Raw genomic sequence first — 19,204 nt, 5'->3', positions numbered from 1 at the left:
CATAAACCTGTAGGGATAAAGCATTGCCAAAATAATTTGTGAATTTTGAAGTTCCCTTGTTATAGGAATGCTTTGCCCAAAAACTAACAACATCGCGATAATTTTCCAATTTTGTCCTTATTTCGAACTCGTACTACCTAATGCCTTATGGGTATGCGTCCATGCCCATGTCCCCAAAAAAGCCACGATGAGGCTGCAAGCAATCATCACAATTTGAAACCCCAACTTTTGCCCAAAGAATGATGTTGAGAGATCTAGGGCTACTGCCGCTAGCACTAACGGTAAGCTTGCCGCGATATTCTCAACGTTATTTAAAAGACCAAACACCTTGCCTCGCATATTTTCTGGTGTGTATTTTTGGATCGCAGTCTGCATGGGTACGGCTATCAAAGCCCCATGAAAACCCAAAAAGCCACTGATCACCAAACTCAGCCATAGGTTAGATACAAAGGCAAACATCACCAAAGCAAATGCCATACCCACAAACCCCACTAAGGGCAAAGGACGATGGGCAAAGCGATCGCCAAATTGTCCCAAGAGCAAAGCCCCGATCGCCAAGCCAATCCCAGCCGCAGCAATCAAATAGCCAAAATCAGCCCGACTATTGGTGACCAATTCGGTCAAGTTCATCGATAGTTTCATCAGCGCCGAGAGAATGCCATATAGCACGCATAGCTGAATCATCGCCCCCGCAATCAGTTTGTTGTGTCGCACGTATTTAAAACCATCGATCAGATCGCCCCAAAAGCTATACCCCTCAGCTCTAGGATGCACAATTTCACGATTGGGAATGAGCAGTAACACGACCCCAGACAGTAAATACATTCCCCCTAAAAGCAACTCGCGACTAAAGTCTTTAAATTGTGGCAACCATTCCACTAAGCCCGACAGTAAAGGCGAACCGATCGCATAGCCCACAATCATCGATGTCATCATCGTCATCGTAAATAGGGCATTGGCAGACATTAAGCCAGACTCAGGCACGATGGACGGGATCGCCGACTGCTCGGCAGGGGCAAAGACTTGGGTGAGGGCAGAAATTAAAAATGTTGCCGCCAATAACAAGGGCAGTGCTTTCGGAATGAAGGGAATCAGCAACACCAAAACACCCCGAAGGACATTGCAAAGAATCATCACTTGCCGTTTAGGGTGCATATCGACAAAAATTCCCGCGATCGAGCCAAAGAAAATTGCTGGCAGCGTCGTGGCAATCATGATTAAGGATTCCCGCGTATTTACGGGAACGGGATAGTCCTTATAGTCCGTGGAGGTCGCGATCGCAATTAGTAAAACCAGCAAAATCTTGTCTACCAATTGCGCCAAAATTTGAGCCATCCACAAAGCTAAAAATTGATAATTGCGCAGTAACTTTAAATAACCTGAGGCTGAGTTGGAATCTGAGCTAGACATCTGTTTTGTGATTCATGCGTGGTTGCGGCGACATAGAGTATCGATCAAAATGAGCGTTTGGAGAGCTATAAAACTCTTACCATAACTGTCCTCAGTTTGGCATTGGGAGAATGGAGGATGTCACTTCACAGAAAAGCTACGTCGTCGCTTTGATGCGGCTAATTTTTCCTGCCTTTGGGCTCTAAAGTCTTTGTGCTCGGATGGGGAAGATCGCTTAAAAGGGAGTACTTCAGCAGCAGACATTTCGCGGGCAGACCGAACTAACATCCCAGCGACAAATAGGCTAGAGAGCATAGAACTGCCCCCATAACTAAAGAAAGGAAAAGGCAAACCTGTAGTTGGCAAGACCCCTGATGACACACCAATATTCAGAAAGGATTGCCCTACGAGCAATACCGTCGCACCAAGAGCGACTAAACGCACAAAGGGATCTTTGCACTTACTAGAAACCATTAAGCCAACACTGGCAAAGATCAGCAGCAGTACAATAATACTAATGCTACCAACCAATCCAAACTCTTCAGCAAAGATTGCAAAGATAAAATCTGTGTCTTGGTAAGGCAAAAGGTGCTTCATCTCTGAAAAGCCAAAGCCTTTTCCCCAAAAACCACCCGAGCCGATCGCCATTAAACCTTGGGTTAACTGATAACCGCTACCCGCTTGATCTGGCCAAGGATCTAAAAAAGACATGATACGGACTAGTTGGTAGCGATTAATCGAGACACTTGCCACACCTGCAATGATTCCAAGTGCTCCAGTACCAAGCATTTGATACATCGGTAAACCTGCGGCTAGGGCGATCAGCCAAAGGGTGAGTCCGCATAAAGCGGTGACGCTAAGACTTGGCTGCAGCAAAATCCCCACAAGTGCCAATAAAAAGACGCCCAGCCACATTGCCCGCCGCAGTAGGCTAATCCGCGACCAGTGACCGAAAAGTTGAGCAGCTTGCAAGACTAAAAAAGGTTTAATCAACTCCGAGGGCTGCACGGGGATACCTGCCAAAGAGATCCAGCGCGTTGCTTCATTGCGAGTTGTCCCCACCCCTGGGATATGGGTAGCAAATAGTAAAATTAAGACGATAAACAGACAAATACTGCCGATTTTCGCCAGCATTCGCAGCGGGAAATGGATGACTGCGTTGAAGAGTAGCAATCCGAGTACGACCCAGCCCAACTGCATTTTGACGTAATAGAGACCATCGGTTGTCCCTGCTCTTGCCACTGCGTAGGATGCCGAGAACAAGACTGCCAAACCCACAAATAGCCATAAGAACGTGAGCCATCGTAGCAGCCTCGCTTCGGTAGCCCACTTTCCTACAGTCTGATCAAAGAATGGAAAAATCTTAAATAGTTTCACAGCCGCTAGTATAAAGGCTTTTGCAAAAGTGTCATCCGCTAAACCGAAACTTTAAAATGATTTAATCATTTAGGCAAGTCCCTGACTGAATCTAGAGAGCTGAATTTTACATCACAAGTCAAGTCTAGGATCGGTTTCTGGGCGAAGCGATCGCATAGCGTCACGATCTCGCAGAATTTACAACGGCTTGAGGCTCGCGATCGCGAGCTGGACGAACTTCTCTAGTTTGATGTAAGCCCATCATTAGAAACATCAAGACTTTTTTTGCGGGTAACAGGGTAGCGAGTGCGAGTAAACCAAAGCGACGCAATCCCTGAGGCAACCAATTTTGGTTAGAAAACAAACGATTTGTTACATGGGTTAGCAAAATTACGCCCAGATTATCCCACCATCGTCTGGACTGATAGCGCTTTAAAACAGCCATGGAGCCAAGATCTTCACCCTGTTGGTGTGCCGCGATCGCAACTTCTGCCAATACCGCCACATCGCGAATACCCAAATTCACGCCCTGTCCTGCGACGGGGTGGGTAGTGTGGGCAGCATCGCCAATCAAGGCTAGACGGGGCTGAATGTAAGTCTTTGAATGCATCCAACGCGGCACATAGCTGGCACGGGTACGAGACTCTAGGGAGAGCTTGCCAAGACTTGCCAGCAAGGGCTTGCCAAAGCGCTGTTTGAGGGCTTGCATAAAATCCGTCTCGCTTAAGGCAAGTAAGTCAGGGGTTTCATCACGGGTTGCCGTCCACACAATGCAACAGCGATCGCTTTCGAGGGGCAAGATCGCAAAGGGCCCACTCTGCTGAAACCGCTCGTAGGCAATATTTTTGTGAGAATGCTCAGACTTGACCGTAACGACAATGCAGGTTTGTTCGTATAGCCGTTCGCTTACAGGAATATGCGCCAACTCCCGCACGACTGAGCGTCCGCCGTCCGCCCCCACCAGAAGTTTCGTCTCTAGAATTTGCTCCCCACTCCCTGAGCTGATTTTTACCTGCATCCGATCCGCAGCCTGCAAATACTCAATATCGGTAATACGGGCGGGACAAATCACGTCAATGTTGTGACATTGCTGCATAAACTCCCACAGAGAGGCTTGGGTAACCGCATTTTCCACAATAAACCCCAATGCCTCTTTGCCCATATCGTCCCGTTGTAACTGCACTTGATGGGGAAAGTCACCATCGGAAATTTGCACGGTATGCATGGGGGTGACGCTCCGTTGCTTCATGCCGTCCCATACACCGATGTTTTGCCAAATGTAACTCGATCCCAAAGCGATCGCACTTGCCCGACCATCATCGCCAAAATGACCTTTTAGACAATCAGCTTTGCTTTCAATTACGCCCACCTTTAAGCTGCGATTTGCTGGATTGCACTTATCCCCCAACGCACAGGCAAGACTAGCCCCGACCATCCCTGCGCCGACAATCAAGACATCAAATTTTACGGTCGGTATAAAGGGTATAGATAAAGCAGACATAAAACCTGAAGATTTCCTATGGTTTATTCGATTTCGATCTTAAAAATTCAACACTATCTTTATGTTACTTAATAATTTGAGTGGGTTGCAGATTTAACTGGGTGTTTAAGGCAAAAAAGTCTACAAGTAACAAACACATAGCCTAGTGTGGTATAGAAACAATAGGTATGCGTTTCACGTTTGCACGTGTTTACACGCGGTAGTGTGCGTAAACGAGTCAGTCAAAGATGAGAACGGAGAAATTTTTAATGAATTCCCCAGCAGTTTCGCTATCAGAGTCCTTAGTTCAGATTGTCAATTCTCAAAATACATTGCGTCTAACTAACTCTCGATTGCGCTATCGACTCAAGATTGTTGAGGATTTATTAGAGTCTGTTTTACTCAAAGAATGCGGGCAGGAACTCGTAGACCTGTTGCGTCGTTTGCGCGACATGTGCTCCCCCGAAGGGCAAGCACCCGAATATCCCGCCCAAGAGGTTTTAAAGGTGGTCGAAAGTCTCGATTTGAATGAGGCAATTACGGCAGCGCGAGCCTTTGCCATGTACTTTCAACTGATCAATATTGTCGAGCAGCGTCACGAGCAGGAAGAAACTAGCCAAAGTCGGATTAATTCGCTCAGTGGCGAATCGCAATTTCCCGTTGGGACATTTCGTTGGCTGTTTCCAGAGTTAAAGCGGTTAAATGTGCCACCCCGCTTAATTCAATCCCTCGTAGATAATCTCGATATCCAACTCGTATTTACGGCACACCCCACCGAAATCGTGCGCCACACCATTCGAGATAAGCAGCGCAGCATTGCCAAAATGCTAAAGCAGCTCGATCAACTCACCGTCTTTAATGCAGACGAGCAAGACCCCATACCTACCTTTGTGCATAGCTGGGAAGCGGAATCGCTGCAAGAACAATTAGCCGAGGAGATTCGGCTGTGGTGGCGCACTGACGAACTAAACCAAGCTAAACCCACGGTTTTAGACGAGGCAGACTATACGCTGCACTACTTTCAAGAAGTTTTGTTTGATGCGATCCCAATTCTCTACGATCGCCTAGAGTTTGCCATGAAAGACTCATTTCCAGCCTTGAAGCCACCCCAGTATAACTTTTGCAAATTTGGTTCTTGGGTAGGCTCAGATCGCGATGGCAATCCTTTTGTAACGCCAGCGGTGACATGGCAAACCGCCTGCTATCAACGCAATTTAGTTTTAGAGAAGTACATTGCCTCGATCGCGAAATTATCGAGCTTGCTATCTCTGTCGCAAAACCTCTCGGATGTATCTGAGGGCATCTTAAACTCGCTGAGTCAAGATCAAGTGCAGATGCCAGAGGTCTATGAGACCAATTCGATCAAGTTTCGTCAAGAGCCCTATCGCCTCAAATTGGCTTACATTCGCCAACGCCTAGAAAATACCCGCGATCGCAATGCGCAGGTACGGGCAAATGGTTGGCAGGCTTCTGAGTACATGCAGTCTACCAAAGCCTTAGAAGACTGCGCTTACAAGAGTGCCTCGGAATTTTTAGAGGAATTACGGTTGATTCAAAACAGTTTGCAAGAGACGGATCTCACTTGCAAAGCCCTCCAGTACTTAATTCGCCAAGTCGAAGTCTATGGATTTCATCTGGCGCACCTCGATATTCGTCAAGAAAGCGGACGCCATAGCGATGCGATTGCCGAAATTGCAGACACGCTCAAGATTTTGCCCAGTTCTTACAATCACATGAATGAGGCAGAGCGCGTGCAGTGGCTCGTCAGTGAGTTGCAGTCGCGGCGACCGATGATCCCCAACCACCTCAGCTTTTCCGATAAAACCAACGAGACTGTCAGCACGTTTCGCATGGTGACCAAATTACAGAAAGAATTTTCGGTCGATGTCTGTAACACCTATGTGATCAGCATGAACCACAGTGTCAGTGACATTTTGGAGGTACTGCTGCTCGCCAAAGAAGCAGGGCTCTACGATCCCGCCACGGGAACGGGGACTTTATCGGTTGTGCCCCTATTTGAGACCGTAGATGACCTCAGACGCGCTCCTTTGGTTCTACAGGAACTGTTTGAGTTGCCTCTCTATCGTTGCTACTTGGTGAGCCATCAAAATCTGCAAGAAGTAATGCTGGGCTATTCTGACAGCAATAAAGATTCTGGGTTTCTCAGTAGTAATTGGGAAATCTACAAAGCTCAAAAAGCACTTCAGACCACCAGTCAAAAATATGGGGTCGAATTACGCATTTTCCACGGACGCGGTGGCTCGGTGGGGCGCGGTGGTGGGCCCACCTACGAAGCGATTTTGGCGCAACCCGGTCACAGTATCGATGGACGCATCAAGATTACCGAGCAGGGCGAAGTTTTGGCTTCTAAGTACTCCTTACCTGAAATTGCCCTCTACAACCTAGAGACGATCGCCACTGCCGTCATTCAAGCAGGACTGCTACCCACTAGCTCTGACACCCTGCCCTCTTGGCTGGATGCCATGGAAGACCTATCGGTGCGATCGCGCGAGGTCTATCGCGACCTAATCTACGAACAACCCAAGTTGGTGGACTTTTTCCATCAAGTTACCCCCATCGAGGAAATTAGCCAGTTACAAATTAGCTCCCGCCCCGCAAGACGCGCTGGTAAGCGAGATTTAGGTAGTTTGCGGGCGATTCCCTGGGTGTTTGGCTGGACGCAAAGCCGATTTCTCTTGCCTTCTTGGTATGGTGTCGGTACGGCTTTAGAGGAGTTTTTGCTAGAAAACCCCGAAGGTCACTTGACACTTTTGCAATTCTTTTACGCCAAGTGGCCCTTCTTTAAAACCGCGATCTCCCGTGTCGAGATGACCCTTGCCAAAACCGATCTGCAAATCGCCCATCACTATGTGCGCGAGCTAACCGAACCAGGCTATGAGGAGGTCTTCGATCGCCTATTTACCCAAATTTCCCTAGAGTACCAACGCACTTGCAATGTGGTTCTGCACATTTCGGGGCACAAGCAACTGCTCGATGAAGATCGGGACTTGCAGCGATCGGTACAACTACGAAATGGCTCGATCGTACCGCTTGGGTTTATTCAAGCTTCGCTGATTAAGCGACTGCGGCAACATAGTAGCGATACGATTAACCTGCGATCGCGCTACTCTAAGAAAGAATTGCTACGTGGAGCCTTGCTGACCGTAAATGGCATTGCCGCAGGCATGAGAAATACAGGATAATTCTGGATAATCCTAATGAATAAAGCCGCGAAACATGACTTTAGGTATGAAACCTCTAGACACGAAACCCAAGTCGAATAATTATGTTACGATCCTCTCAAATTGAGCGTGTGTGAGGAATATGAACCCCAATCGTAGTCATCTGGAACCCATACGTGTTGGCGTAATTGGTATTGGTAACATGGGGCAGCACCATGCTAGGGTTCTAAGTTTACTTAAAGACGTAGAGCTAGTTGGGGTTGCGGATGTCAATGTCGAGCGAGGGCTAGACACTGCCAGCAAGCACCGCGTGCGTTTTTTTGAAGACTATCACGACCTATTACCTCTAGTCGAAGCCGTATGTATAGCCGTGCCCACGCGACTTCACTATGATGTCGGTCTGACTTGTTTAAAAGCAGGCATCCATGTTTTGATCGAAAAGCCGATCGCAGCAACCATCGAGGAAGCGGAATCCCTCGTAAATATTGCGGCGGAATGCAATCGCATCTTGCAAGTGGGGCATATCGAACGATTTAACCCCGCCTACCAAGAGCTGAGTAAGGTCTTAAAGCATGAGACTTTGTTGGCGATCGAAGCGCATCGCATGAGTCCCTATTCCCATCGCGCCAACGATGTATCGGTTGTCTTCGATCTGATGATTCATGACATTGACCTTTTACTCGAGCTAGTACCAGGGCAGGTATCGAGACTGACGGCTCATGGCAACAAGGTGTCTGATTCGGGCTTTTTAGATTATGTGACAGCAACTATTGGCTTTGATAGTGGCGTGATTGCCACACTCACAGCCAGTAAAGTTACCCATCGCAAGCAACGCCGCATAGTGGCTCATTGCAAAAATTCCCTGACAGAGTCAGATTTTCTCAATAATGAGATTTTGATTCATCGTCAGACCACTGCCAATTACATGACCGATTACGGTCAGATTTTATATCGCCAAGATGGCTTAATCGAAAAGGTCTATACCAGTAATATTGAGCCACTCAATGCCGAATTAGAACACTTTGTCGCCTGCGTGCGCGGCGGTCAACAACCTTCCGTCGGTGGAGTACAGGCACTAAAAACGTTACGCCTCGCTAGCATCATCGAGCAAACGGCACTAGATGGGCAAGTATTGCAAAGTTGCGATCTCAAGTTGCGCGAAGTTGCTACCGCTGGTAGTCAACCTTGGTAGAATTTATTCCCGCTTCAGCAAAATCCATGGGTGATCCACTTCTGCCCACATCCCCTTTGCTAGGGGTTCGCTGCGGCTATGATTTTGGGCAGCAATTAAATGAATGAATGTTTCGATCTGGTCAAAATTGGTTTGATGGGGCAAATGCTGATTGAGAAACTGCCGAATGATGCGACGTTGCAAGGCTATGGGCTGTACTTGCAACCGTACGCGATCGACCCGAGGCGGGGAATTCTCTCCAGTTTCAGCTTCTAGATTTAAGTCTTGATGGAATTCTATTGGCATATCATGCCAAAACTGAGCGGCTTGTTGCTCTAGATAGGCAACATCGCCCTGTAGGATCTCTGCCGTTTGCGCCAAGGTCTTTTCTAGTTGTGGGTTAAAGTGCTGGCACAGATAGGGAATGAGTTCTTGGCGAATGCGATTGCGGCGATAGGTGAGATTGTCATTGGTACTATCTAGCCAGATTGGTAGCGCCATTTCTTGGCAAAATTGGGCAGTTTGACTGCGGCTGATATCGAGCAAAGGTCTGACGAGCTGGATATTTGGCGCCAAACTTCGTCGCCATGTTAGGGATGCTAATCCATCTGCCCCGCTCCCGCGCATCAGGTTATATAAAACTGTTTCAGCCCGATCGCTTTGGGTATGCCCAGTAACGATATAGCCATAGGCAGCGACTTCTGCCATCTCTAGCAGCATGGCATAACGCCAAGTCCTCGCCTCTGCCTCATTGCGGAGTGGGGTCTTGGCAGTCCGCAGGTAAAAAGGTAAGCCCCAATCTTCGGCTATTTTTTGGACGTGAAGTGCATTTGCCGTTGAGTCTGGACGCCATTGATGGTCGCAGTGTGCGATCGCAAGTTGCCATTGCCACTTGGGTTGTACGAGCAAAAGTAATTGCGCCAAACACAGCGAATCTTGCCCCCCTGATACAGCGATCAGGATCTTTGCACCCTGTGGTAAGAGAGCAGGCGGTGATTCCTTACAGGATGCGTCCCGCCGAAGCGATCGGTTTAATTTCGCCCGTAGCAATTTACGAATCATCAGTACTTTGAGATACAGCCAGAACTAGACCGATCTTACTGATATTCGCTTTCAGAATTCAGCTTTTTGAAACTGATAGTTGCTTACTTAATCGCCGCTCTTAGATTTTTTAAAGCCTCGCGCACAGCTTTAAAATCTGTGTTTTGCGCAAGGGCAGCTAAGACTTCAGGGCTACTCTCATTAATAATTTGATTGTAGATGGCGATCGCATTGGCAAGTTTCGTAACATTCACCGTTGTAGATGGGGTTTCACTGAGCAAACCAGGTAAAACTTGGAGCAACGCTTCAGAAGATTCGGAAGAAATGCCTAAGCCTTGCAACAACTGGCTAAACTGAGTTTTGTCATTAGAACTAGGGTTGACCAAAATACTGGCAAGCAATTGGGAGGTAGCATTTCCACCTTTCAGTGAAGTCAATATCTCTTGAGCAGCCTGATTGAGCGCAGCTAAATTATTTGAATTGTTATTCCCACTAAACCCTGAATTGGTAGTCAAGCTAGAAAAGTTTTGAATCACTGGAATCGTTCCCGCCCAAGCGGGTAATACCAATAAGGGACTAGCCAAGGCTCCCAAAAGGGTTCCAATGCCCAAGTTAACAGCGAAACGGAAAGATAGTTTTTTCATAGTGCGATCGACCTAAACGAAATGAACTCAGAAGTAGAGGGATATTACAACCTAGAAACGAGGTGAGAAGTTAAATCCGTAGGTGAGTCCTAGGATAAATTGCGAGCCAGCTGTACTACTATTCCCAATATCAGAGTAGATCGCATTAATATTTAAAGGAATAGAAGGACTAGGGACAAAAGACAGCCCAACATTTAAACCCTGTCCTGTCCAACCCGTGCTGAGCGCAACTTGTGGATGCACTTGGACACCAACACTACCAAATACCCCTACTCCGCCAGAAGTATTTTGCAGTGACTCTGGACGATAGACACCGCCACCCACACCAACTGAAACCGTCACAGGGAAATTATATTTAGGATCTTCAGGTCTTAACAAGAATGCGCTAGTGACAACACCATAGACCGATGAAGGGGTTCCACCTGCATTTGAGCCATAGTTAGCGAAATTTGTCCAGCCTATAGCTGCCGCAACTTGCAATCGGTCTGATTCAAATACCATGCGGTGCAATTTAAGGTCAAACGTACCGTTTGAAGCAAAGTTGCGAAAACTGGTGAGGTTATAGGTTGCCTCAAGCCCCACCGCCTTGCGTGAATCACCGACACCAGTCCCAATTGCAAAGCTCGCATCAACGTAATCGCGCGCTTTGCCTGCGGTAGAGCCAAATAGCCCTAGATAGACATCCCCAAGGTTTGCACCAAATCCACTGGGGATACCTCCAGGACTAGAGCTAGGAAAGTAAACAGGAGTCCCAAGCTGAACATCTGGATCTAGGGGTGGAATTGTTAGCTCTTGACGCAGCCTGTTGGCTTCTTCTAGGGTGGGGCTCTTGGTCTGGGCTAAAAACTGCTGAGCATCACCAAGCTTGCGGGAATTTGGGTCAACATAATTTTCATTTGCAGGGTTAACCTCTTGCCCAGCCTCTAAATCGGGAACTGCTGATTTAGAAATATTGAGCTTAATCGTGGGTGAAACTACTGGTATAACCCGTGGTGTTACGCGATCGCTAGGCTTGGAATTATTTACTCTATTGCCATTTTGGTTAAGGGCAGATTGGGCATGGGCTTCTAAAGCACCACCTATCGATACAAGTCCCACAAATGTGAGGGACAGGCCACTTTTGATCAAGAATTTCATTGTGCTCTCCTCAAATAGCCGCAAGGCTTATCTCATTATCTCAAATTAACCAAGTTGTTTTACGCAGCTGAGACTCAACACACAATGCTTGTAACCAGCAAAAAACAGTTGCTAAAAAACTTTAGCTTCGGAAGCTTTTGCTCTCTTTACTAGCTTTTATTGCTAGCTTTTATTTATAGAACGCTCAACACAAAATACTTTTGTACAAGGAGAAACTTCGACGATATAGATAGTTTCTTGGATGTTGCCTTGTATCTAGTTTGGTAAGGGAGAAATCCTTAAATACTTCGCTTAAAGATTTGCTTTGGAATTTTATTTTTGCCACCCTTGGCTGTCCCTTACGCTTGCTACAAAAATTTATTAACTGTATTTTGTAGTAAAAAACACTCAACCCTACATCATTTTATCACGAAATAAGATTATTTCATGTTGACAAAATCGGTTTAGGCAGAGCGGATACTTGGGTGTTGCAGCATGCTGAGGATAGAAGCTTGAAGCTTCATGTCCTTGTACAAAAATGCGATCGCGCTAAACGGCTAAGGCTTTCATAGGGCTGGCGAATTCTGATCGTAATTTTGAACACATAATTGATAAGCAGTGATAGAATCAGAAACGCTGACAAATTTACTAAAGCATCCCTACACATACTGAGAAATACTGCTGTGGCAACTCTACAACAACAAAAAATCCGAATTCGCCTCAAAGCCTTTGACCATCGCTTGCTCGATGCCTCATGCGAAAAAATTGTGGAAACAGCGAATCGCACCAATGCTGCTGCGGTTGGCCCTATTCCTTTACCTACCCGTCGTCGTATTTACTGTCTATTGCGATCGCCTCACGTAGACAAAGATTCGCGGGAGCACTTTGAAACCCGTACCCATAGCCGCATCATTGATATTTACCAACCTTCTGCAAAAACAATCGACGCTCTGATGAAGCTAGATTTGGCGGCAGGCGTAGATATCGAAGTAAAACTATAAAAAGGTTTTAGGATTTCAAGGGTTTAGGATCGCCACCCATGATTCTGAACCTGCCCCAAATTAAAATCCAAATTTATAAGCTATTGGCTAAGGCTAGTAGCTATTTTTTGTTTATCGTTTAAACTTGAGTATCATCCTTAACAAATGGCTCAAACTGGTGCGAGATGTTCAAGATCAAAGTAAAGATCAAGTATTTTTTAGTGGTTTTGCTGGCAGCGATCGCTACGTTTCTGGGAATCGTTGGCAGTCATAGCTATTCTGAGGCAAAGGCAAATGCCAATTTTATAGCAGCCAGAGCAGGGCAAGGTGTATTTATGCAACCGCCCGCACCCGTGGTGATGGCAGAGGCTCGTGTAGACAATCCTAGCCTGCAAAAAGCGGGTCTAACTTTGGAAGAAGTGGGGCAAGGGATCTATTCCCTCGTTGCCAGTACTGACTTTCCACCACAACCTGGTCTGGCAATCTGTAATGCGGGGATTGTGATCGGTAGTGATGGGGTTCTGATTATCGATGCATTTCAAAGTGAAGAGTTAGCTCAGTTGGTTTTCTCTACGGTTAAGACCCTGACCGACAAGCCCGTCAAATATGTTTTAAATACGCACTATCACTTTGACCACACAGGTGGAAACCTCGTGGCTTCTAAACTGGGAATCCCGATTATTGGGCGTGGCGTCATTCGTGAATATATCCAAAGCGGCAGACTGCAAACCGCTGGGGTCATACCTCCTACGGTGATTGTGAACAGTCAAACCGATATTTGGCTAGGCGATCGCCAAGTCAGAATTGAACGCGTTGACGGTCATTCTGCAGGAACAGATCTGGTTGCCTACGTGCCCGATGCAAAGGTGCTATTTAGCGGTGACATGCTATTCAACAAGCGTATTCCCTTTACAGGTGACTCGGATATTCGCCAGTGGCAAGGAAGTTTATATCGCTTGATTGCTACCTACCCTGAAGCAAAGGTTGTACCGGGACATGGCCCAATTACAGATGTGAGTGGATTACAAACGCAACAGGCCTATTTCAGTACCCTAGAACGCACTGCCTTAGAGTGGAAAGCCCAAATCTTGAGTAAAGAGCAGGCACTGAGCAAGTATGCAAGGATTCCCGACCCCTATCAAGGCTATAAGTTTCAAGCACTGTATACGGGCAATCTCGATAGTGCTTACGAACAATTTACCCGCAGTGCCACAATTCCGCTGATTCCATAATTATCTCTTTCACACACCCGTAGCATCCAAGAGGCTCAAAATGTATGCTCAGACTAAAACTTAAGCCCCTGTTTCTGATTGTATTGAGTCTGGTTGCCATTGCGATCGCGGTGGTGGCAGGAGTTCCTAAAGCGGAAGCCTTGCAAGCCGCTCTGTCTCCTGCCAACCCGCTTTTGGGTGATACGGTAACTGTGTGGATCGCCACAAAGCAGACTACAAAAACGCCCCCCTCTGTAACCATTAATCAAAAACAATATCCTGCGTTTCTGGTTGCTCCTAATCGCTGGCGTGCCTTTATTCCGACGACACCGCTAGATCGGGTAGGCGATCGGCAGGTACGGGTGGTTGCCGAGGGATTGGAACAGATGTTGACCTTGCGCCTACTAGATCGGGATTTTCCCACGCAAAGCATCTGGCTTGACGAAAAGGCAGCAGCCCTAGATGTCTCCGACTACGAATACGAGCGCGTGTCAGCGTTTAAGCAGCTTGCAACCCCGCAAAAGTTTTGGCGGGGTGCCTTTTTGCGACCGAATGACGGCCCTGTGACCACTGGGTTTGGTGTGCGGCGCTATTACAATGGTGTCTTTGCCAATGACTATTACCATCGCGGTGTTGACTATGCAGGCGATGAGGGTTCGGCAGTTATCGCCCCTGCCCCCGGGCAAGTACGGCTTGTCGGTACGGTCGCCCAAGGCTTTCAGTTACATGGAAATACCATCGGTGTCGATCACGGTCAGGGCGTTGCCAGTATTTTTATTCACCTGAGCCGCATTAACGTGCGTGAGGGAGATTTTGTGCAGGCTGGGCAGGTCATTGGTGCAGTCGGTTCTACTGGTGCGGCTACTGGCCCTCACCTACATTGGGGTTTATATGTAAATGGGGAGTCGATCGATCCCGTACCTTGGCGAGAACAGGGTTTGCAGTGAAATCGTAGGCTATTAGCTTGCCGAACAGGCAAGCATTTCCCCACTTCAGAATTTTGGGCTTAAATTTCCGCGCTGAGGATTTTTTCGATCGCTTCGACGGGTAAGGGTGCGGCAAATAAATAGCCTTGCACCTGTTCGCAACCGATCGATCGCAAATGCTCTAATTGCTGCGTTGTTTCTACACCTTCAGCAATCACGTTCATATTGAGTTTGTGGGCTAGATCGACGATCGCTTCAATAATCTCGCGATTCTCACCATTGACACCTAGGCGATCGATAAAGGAGCGATCGATCTTAATGGTATTCAGGGGGAAATTATGCAGATAGCTCAACGATGAGTAGCCCGTGCCAAAGTCATCAAGGCTGAGCTTAATTCCTATGTCTCTTAGTTGATGCAAAAGACTGCTCGTTTTGACAACATCCCCCATAATCGTGCTTTCCGTAATTTCTAGCTTGAGCCTGTATGGTGGTAAGCCCGTCTCTGCTAAAACTTGACAAATCTGTTCTAAGAGATCGGATTGGAAAAATTGCCTACCCGACAAGTTCACGCTGATTTCCATGGCTTGGGTAGCAGGAAATTTACTTTGCCATACGTACATTTGACGGCAGGCTTCTCGTAGCACCCAGATGCCTAAACGCACAACCATGCCTGTTTCCTCGGCGGTCGGAATAAATCGATTGGGGATGATAAAGCCTAGGGTGGGATGCTGCCATCGCACTAAGGCTTCAAACCCGCCGATCTGACCTGTAGCGGTGACCACGATCGGTTGGTAATAGACGACAAATTCCGATCTTTCGAGGGCATGCCTGAGATCGGTTTCTAACTTCAACTGCTCGATTGTGCGCGAATGCATGAGTTGGTCGAATAACTCATAGCGGTCTTTTCCTCTCGCTTTGGCATGGTACATGGCAATGTCAGCATCTCGAATATAGCTCTCAGGTGATTTATTGCCTAAAGTGCTCAAGACAACACCAATACTGGTATTGACAAAAATTTCATAATTATCGAGGTCGAAAGGTCGCTTCAGCGCGTGGGCGATTTGCTCGGCAACTTGAATCGCCCGATCGCGGTTGGTAATATTTCTCAGCAAAATGGTGAACTCATCGCCCCCAAACCGAGCCAATGTGTCATCGGAACCAAGGCAAAGTTGTATTCTCGCGGCTACTTCTACAAGTAAACGATCGCCGACAAAATGCCCCAAACTATTGTTGACGAGCTTAAAGCTATCGAGATCGAGAAACAAGACAGCGAATAAATGAGTTGGATCTTGCTCAGTCCGCTCAAACGCGGCTTGCAATTTTTTCATAAATGCCGTGCGATTGGGTAACCCCGTCAGGTCGTCGCGATCGGCAGTATATTGCAACCTCGCGAACGCCTCTTGAATCTGGGCTGCCATGCGGTTAAAAGCCTTAGCCAATCGTCCTAATTGATCGGAACCGGAACGGTTTTCAGGCACGCGCCGCTGCCATTCGCCTTGAGAGAGGGCATCAGCCGCATCAATCATTTGTAAGATTGGCTGCACAAGCGATCGCGATGTCAGCAATCCTAGGGTCACCGATACAATCAGTGCCAAAAAGCAAAGTAGAACCGTCATTTGGGTATTGGCATGAATCTGTGCCATAAAGTCATCCTCAGGGACAACCACCACAATTAACCAATCAATGCCAAGGCGATCTCGTAAAGGCGTAACCTGAGCAAACTGACGCTTGCCCTCACTCTCAAACGTAAGTTGAATGGCGCGATCGGGCGAGCTACTGTTGAGGATTTCCGCATCTAATTTTTGCGCTGCGACTCGAATAAGAGGATTTGCACTTTCTGTTGCCTTAATTCGGGCAGTTTGTTCGCCATTAATGATAAATACTGGATCTTGCGTCGATGTACTCACTAACATGCCATCGCGCTCGATGATGAAGGTTTGCCCTGATTGCCCGATTTTTATGTCTTGCAAAAACTCATTGACCTGCAAAAACATAAGGTCTGTACCCAGGACACCAATGAGGTTGCCCGCGCGATCGTAGACAGGCTGGACCGATGAAATCCCCAAGCCTTTGGTGACAAAATTACGGTAGATCTTGGTCCAACCAGGTTTATCAAATGCCACCGCAGCTTTATACCAAGGGTGCATCCTCGGATCGAATTGGGGAATGACATCAAGGCGTTGGAGGCGATCGCCGAGCGGACTCGCCATGAAATAGTTAATATTGCCATTGGTCGAGCGATCGGCCAAACCGACCTGTACTTCGCCACTAGGTAAGCGTCGCGCCGTAAAAAACTCGCCCTTGGTATTGCCAAAGAAATGAACGCTAATTTGAGGAAATGTTACGACTTGTTTCCAAAAATGACGGCCACGGATGAGATCGTTCTCTAGATCGAGTTGTCCCGTCGCGATCGCATTGGCAGTAATTTGATTTACCAATGGAGGAATCTCAATGTAAGCGAGTAGTCGCTCTTGAATCCTTGCTGTGACCTCACTGCGTAATTTTGTCGCCACCTCATTGACAGCTTTCTGTCCATTCTGTAGGGATAACCAGCCTGTTAAACCTACGGCTACGACAATTTGCAGAACAAAGGGTATAACCAAAATTGAGCGTAATGACAATATTTCCCCCTATATTGTTTATATTCTCCCAAATAACACTTAGGAACTAGCTCTCAAACATTATCACGTTCGTATACTGACGCCAAATGTGATGCACGCAATAATTTCTATAGTTATATCAAATCCCAAAGCTATAACGAGATTGGAACTTATCCAACTATACTGACATGGAGCGCTTAGCCCAGCGATCGCAGTAAGTCTCTATAAACTTCTAAAACTATTCCGATCGGTATAGATGAAAGCCTACTTATTGGAGTCAAGAATTGGGTAAATGATGGTGGATAGAAATCATTCTTAACTTTAGAGCCTATGATTGCAGTCAATCCCAGTCATTCTTATCCAGAGCGAAATCCCAGTGATGGAACTTCGCCCGATCGCAAAGCTTGCGAAAAACCAGCTCCATTCGTGGAGAATTCATCTTACTTACCCCCAGTATTAGGGAAGGTATTTATTGTTGGTGCGGGAATTGGAGGCGTAGAATATTTAACCGTCAAAGCCCATCAACTACTCTCTCAGGCTGATGCGATCGTCTATGATGCCCTAGCAGATGAATCGCTATTACAACTTACCTCCCCATCTTGCCTTCTGATATCCGTGGGGAAACGGGGTGGTCAAGCTTCCATTCGGCAAGCGGATATCAACCAGATCCTGATCGAACAATGTCAACAAGGGAAGCAGATCGTAAGACTTAAAAGTGGCGACCCTTGGGTATTTGGGCGTTCGGTTGCTGAGATTCAAGCGCTTTATGAGGCGAAATGCGAATTTGAGTTGGTGCCTGGGATTTCTAGTGCGATCGCTGCACCTCTTCTAGCAGGCATTCCACTCACCGATACGGAATCCAGTCCTTGTTTTGCTGTCATGACTGGTCATGATTTGGAACTTCTACCGTGGCAGGCACTACATCAAATGCCTACGTTAGTGATTCTGATGGGAACACTGAACCTAAGACAGATATTGGATAAACTTCTGGTTGGTAAAGTTGCTGAGACGCCGATTGCGATCGTGCAGTGGTGCGGCAGACCCGAACAACAGATCTGGATAGGAACGCTAGCAGATATTCTCACAAAATTACCCGATCGTTCCCTCTCGCCAGCGGTGATTGTGGTGGGAGATGTGGTGCAATATCACACTTGGATATTTAGACAGAATCCGTTTAAGCAGACAATGATGCAGGAAAATGAAAAGCTAAATATCAATGACATGCCCATGGAAATGCAAACCCCTCAAAAATCCTTGCCATTGCTAGGTAAACGCATTCTTGTCACCAGAGCCGCAGGTCAGTCTAGCCAATTTACAGAAATGCTGACCAGTCAAGGAGCAGAAGTTCTGGAAATGCCCACCTTAGCAATTTTACCGCCGACGAGTTGGTCAGACTTAGATAGCGCGATCGCTAACCTCGAAAACTACGATTGGCTAATTTTAACCTCCGCAAATGCCGTGGAGAGCTTCTTTGAACGATTGCGTCATGCTGGCAAAGATAGCCGATCGCTGCACAAACTTAAGCTGGCAGTAGTCGGGCAAAAAACCGCAGATATTTTAGGGAAATATGGCATTGCCCCCGATTTGATTCCACCCAACTTTATTGCCGATGCCCTAATCGAAACATTTCTCGAAAAATTTCCCACTATCGAGGGTACGCGAATTCTCTTCCCGCGCGTCCAGTCAGGTGGACGGGAAATCTTAATCGAGCAGTTTAAACAGCAAGGTGCAGCGATCGATGCCGTTCCTGCTTACGAGTCAGGCTGCCCTAGAGAAATCGATCCTCTGGCATTACAAGCCATCCAAACTCAGAAAATTGATGTCATTACCTTTGCTAGTTCTAAAACCGTAAAGCACTTTTGTCAGCTCCTTTCGGGCGTAGCCTCGATAGAAGTATGGCAATCTTGGCTATTGCCTATGAGAATTGCCTCAATTGGACCGCAGACTTCTCTCACTTGCCGCGAACTATTGGGAAGAATAGATTGCGAAGCAGAGGAATATACCCTAGAGGGGCTGACAGCAGCCATTACTAAGCTGGTGGTATAGCCTCACATCAGGCGAAGTGCCTGTCCTATGAGGATTTCTATAATTCAAGCAGGATAGCGATA

Annotated in this window: 13 protein-coding genes; 6 read left to right on the top strand and 7 right to left on the bottom strand. The window is 47.1% G+C overall.

The window, feature by feature from the left end; translation table 11 throughout:
* Positions 1-117: 117 nt before the first annotated feature.
* From V2H45_RS00880 to V2H45_RS00870, 3 genes are all read right to left on the bottom strand, one after another.
* Entirely contained in the window at positions 118-1,410 is a 1,293-nt protein-coding gene (locus V2H45_RS00880) for an MFS transporter (RefSeq protein WP_330481710.1), read from the bottom strand.
* A 120-nt stretch (positions 1,411-1,530) separates the two neighbouring features.
* A complete protein-coding gene (locus V2H45_RS00875; protein ID WP_330481709.1) occupies positions 1,531-2,766 on the bottom strand; it encodes an FtsW/RodA/SpoVE family cell cycle protein in 1,236 nt (411 codons plus the stop codon).
* Positions 2,767-2,926: 160 nt separating this feature from the next.
* Positions 2,927-4,246, bottom strand: a complete 1,320-nt coding sequence (locus tag V2H45_RS00870; protein ID WP_330481708.1) for a UbiH/UbiF/VisC/COQ6 family ubiquinone biosynthesis hydroxylase — start codon at positions 4,244-4,246, stop codon at positions 2,927-2,929.
* A 248-nt stretch (positions 4,247-4,494) separates the two neighbouring features.
* On the opposite strand from V2H45_RS00870, the gene ppc reads away from it, so the two are divergent.
* Together ppc and V2H45_RS00860 are read left to right on the top strand one after the other, a co-directional pair.
* On the top strand, positions 4,495-7,428 hold the full coding sequence (gene ppc, locus V2H45_RS00865) for a phosphoenolpyruvate carboxylase (RefSeq protein ID WP_330481707.1): 2,934 nt from the start codon (positions 4,495-4,497) through the stop codon (positions 7,426-7,428).
* Between the two features lie 121 nt (positions 7,429-7,549).
* Positions 7,550-8,599 (top strand): Gfo/Idh/MocA family oxidoreductase, encoded by a 1,050-nt coding sequence (locus tag V2H45_RS00860; protein WP_330481706.1) that lies wholly within the window; start codon positions 7,550-7,552, stop codon positions 8,597-8,599.
* 3 nt (positions 8,600-8,602) lie between these two features.
* Here the strand turns inward: V2H45_RS00860 and tilS are convergent, their stop codons facing one another.
* The 3 genes from tilS to V2H45_RS00845 all read right to left on the bottom strand — a co-directional run bounded on the left by tilS (position 8,603) and on the right by V2H45_RS00845 (position 11,400).
* A complete protein-coding gene (gene tilS, locus V2H45_RS00855; protein ID WP_330481705.1) occupies positions 8,603-9,640 on the bottom strand; it encodes a tRNA lysidine(34) synthetase TilS in 1,038 nt (345 codons plus the stop codon).
* Between the two features lie 83 nt (positions 9,641-9,723).
* Positions 9,724-10,263, bottom strand: coding sequence for a hypothetical protein (locus tag V2H45_RS00850; protein ID WP_330481704.1), 540 nt, complete (start codon positions 10,261-10,263; stop codon positions 9,724-9,726).
* 51 nt (positions 10,264-10,314) lie between these two features.
* The gene (locus tag V2H45_RS00845; RefSeq protein ID WP_330481703.1) at positions 10,315-11,400 is read right to left on the bottom strand and encodes a hypothetical protein; all 1,086 of its coding nucleotides are present in this window, start codon (positions 11,398-11,400) and stop codon (positions 10,315-10,317) included.
* 662 nt (positions 11,401-12,062) lie between these two features.
* Here V2H45_RS00845 and rpsJ point away from each other — a divergent pair.
* The 3 genes from rpsJ to V2H45_RS00830 all read left to right on the top strand — a co-directional run bounded on the left by rpsJ (position 12,063) and on the right by V2H45_RS00830 (position 14,517).
* The gene (gene rpsJ, locus V2H45_RS00840; protein ID WP_015164464.1) at positions 12,063-12,380 is read left to right on the top strand and encodes a 30S ribosomal protein S10; all 318 of its coding nucleotides are present in this window, start codon (positions 12,063-12,065) and stop codon (positions 12,378-12,380) included.
* A 164-nt stretch (positions 12,381-12,544) separates the two neighbouring features.
* Positions 12,545-13,591 carry an MBL fold metallo-hydrolase gene (locus V2H45_RS00835; protein WP_330481702.1) on the top strand — a complete coding sequence of 349 codons (1,047 nt, stop codon included), beginning with the start codon at positions 12,545-12,547 and terminating at the stop codon, positions 13,589-13,591.
* Positions 13,592-13,635: 44 nt separating this feature from the next.
* Entirely contained in the window at positions 13,636-14,517 is an 882-nt protein-coding gene (locus V2H45_RS00830; protein ID WP_330481701.1) for a M23 family metallopeptidase, read from the top strand.
* A gap of 59 nt (positions 14,518-14,576) precedes the next feature.
* Here V2H45_RS00830 and V2H45_RS00825 read toward each other — a convergent pair whose 3' ends face one another.
* Positions 14,577-17,117, bottom strand: coding sequence for a bifunctional diguanylate cyclase/phosphodiesterase (locus V2H45_RS00825; RefSeq protein ID WP_330481700.1), 2,541 nt, complete (start codon positions 17,115-17,117; stop codon positions 14,577-14,579).
* 309 nt (positions 17,118-17,426) lie between these two features.
* On the opposite strand from V2H45_RS00825, the gene cobA reads away from it, so the two are divergent.
* Complete coding sequence (gene cobA / locus V2H45_RS00820; RefSeq protein ID WP_330481699.1) at positions 17,427-19,142, top strand: uroporphyrinogen-III C-methyltransferase; 1,716 nt, start codon at positions 17,427-17,429, stop codon at positions 19,140-19,142.
* Positions 19,143-19,204 lie beyond the last annotated feature (62 nt).

This window comes from Tumidithrix elongata BACA0141, assembly GCF_036349135.1.
Lineage (GTDB): Bacteria > Cyanobacteriota > Cyanobacteriia > Pseudanabaenales > Pseudanabaenaceae > Tumidithrix > Tumidithrix elongata.
Note: the sequence above shows the minus strand (reverse complement) of the source record. Positions and strands in the feature narration are given on the sequence as shown.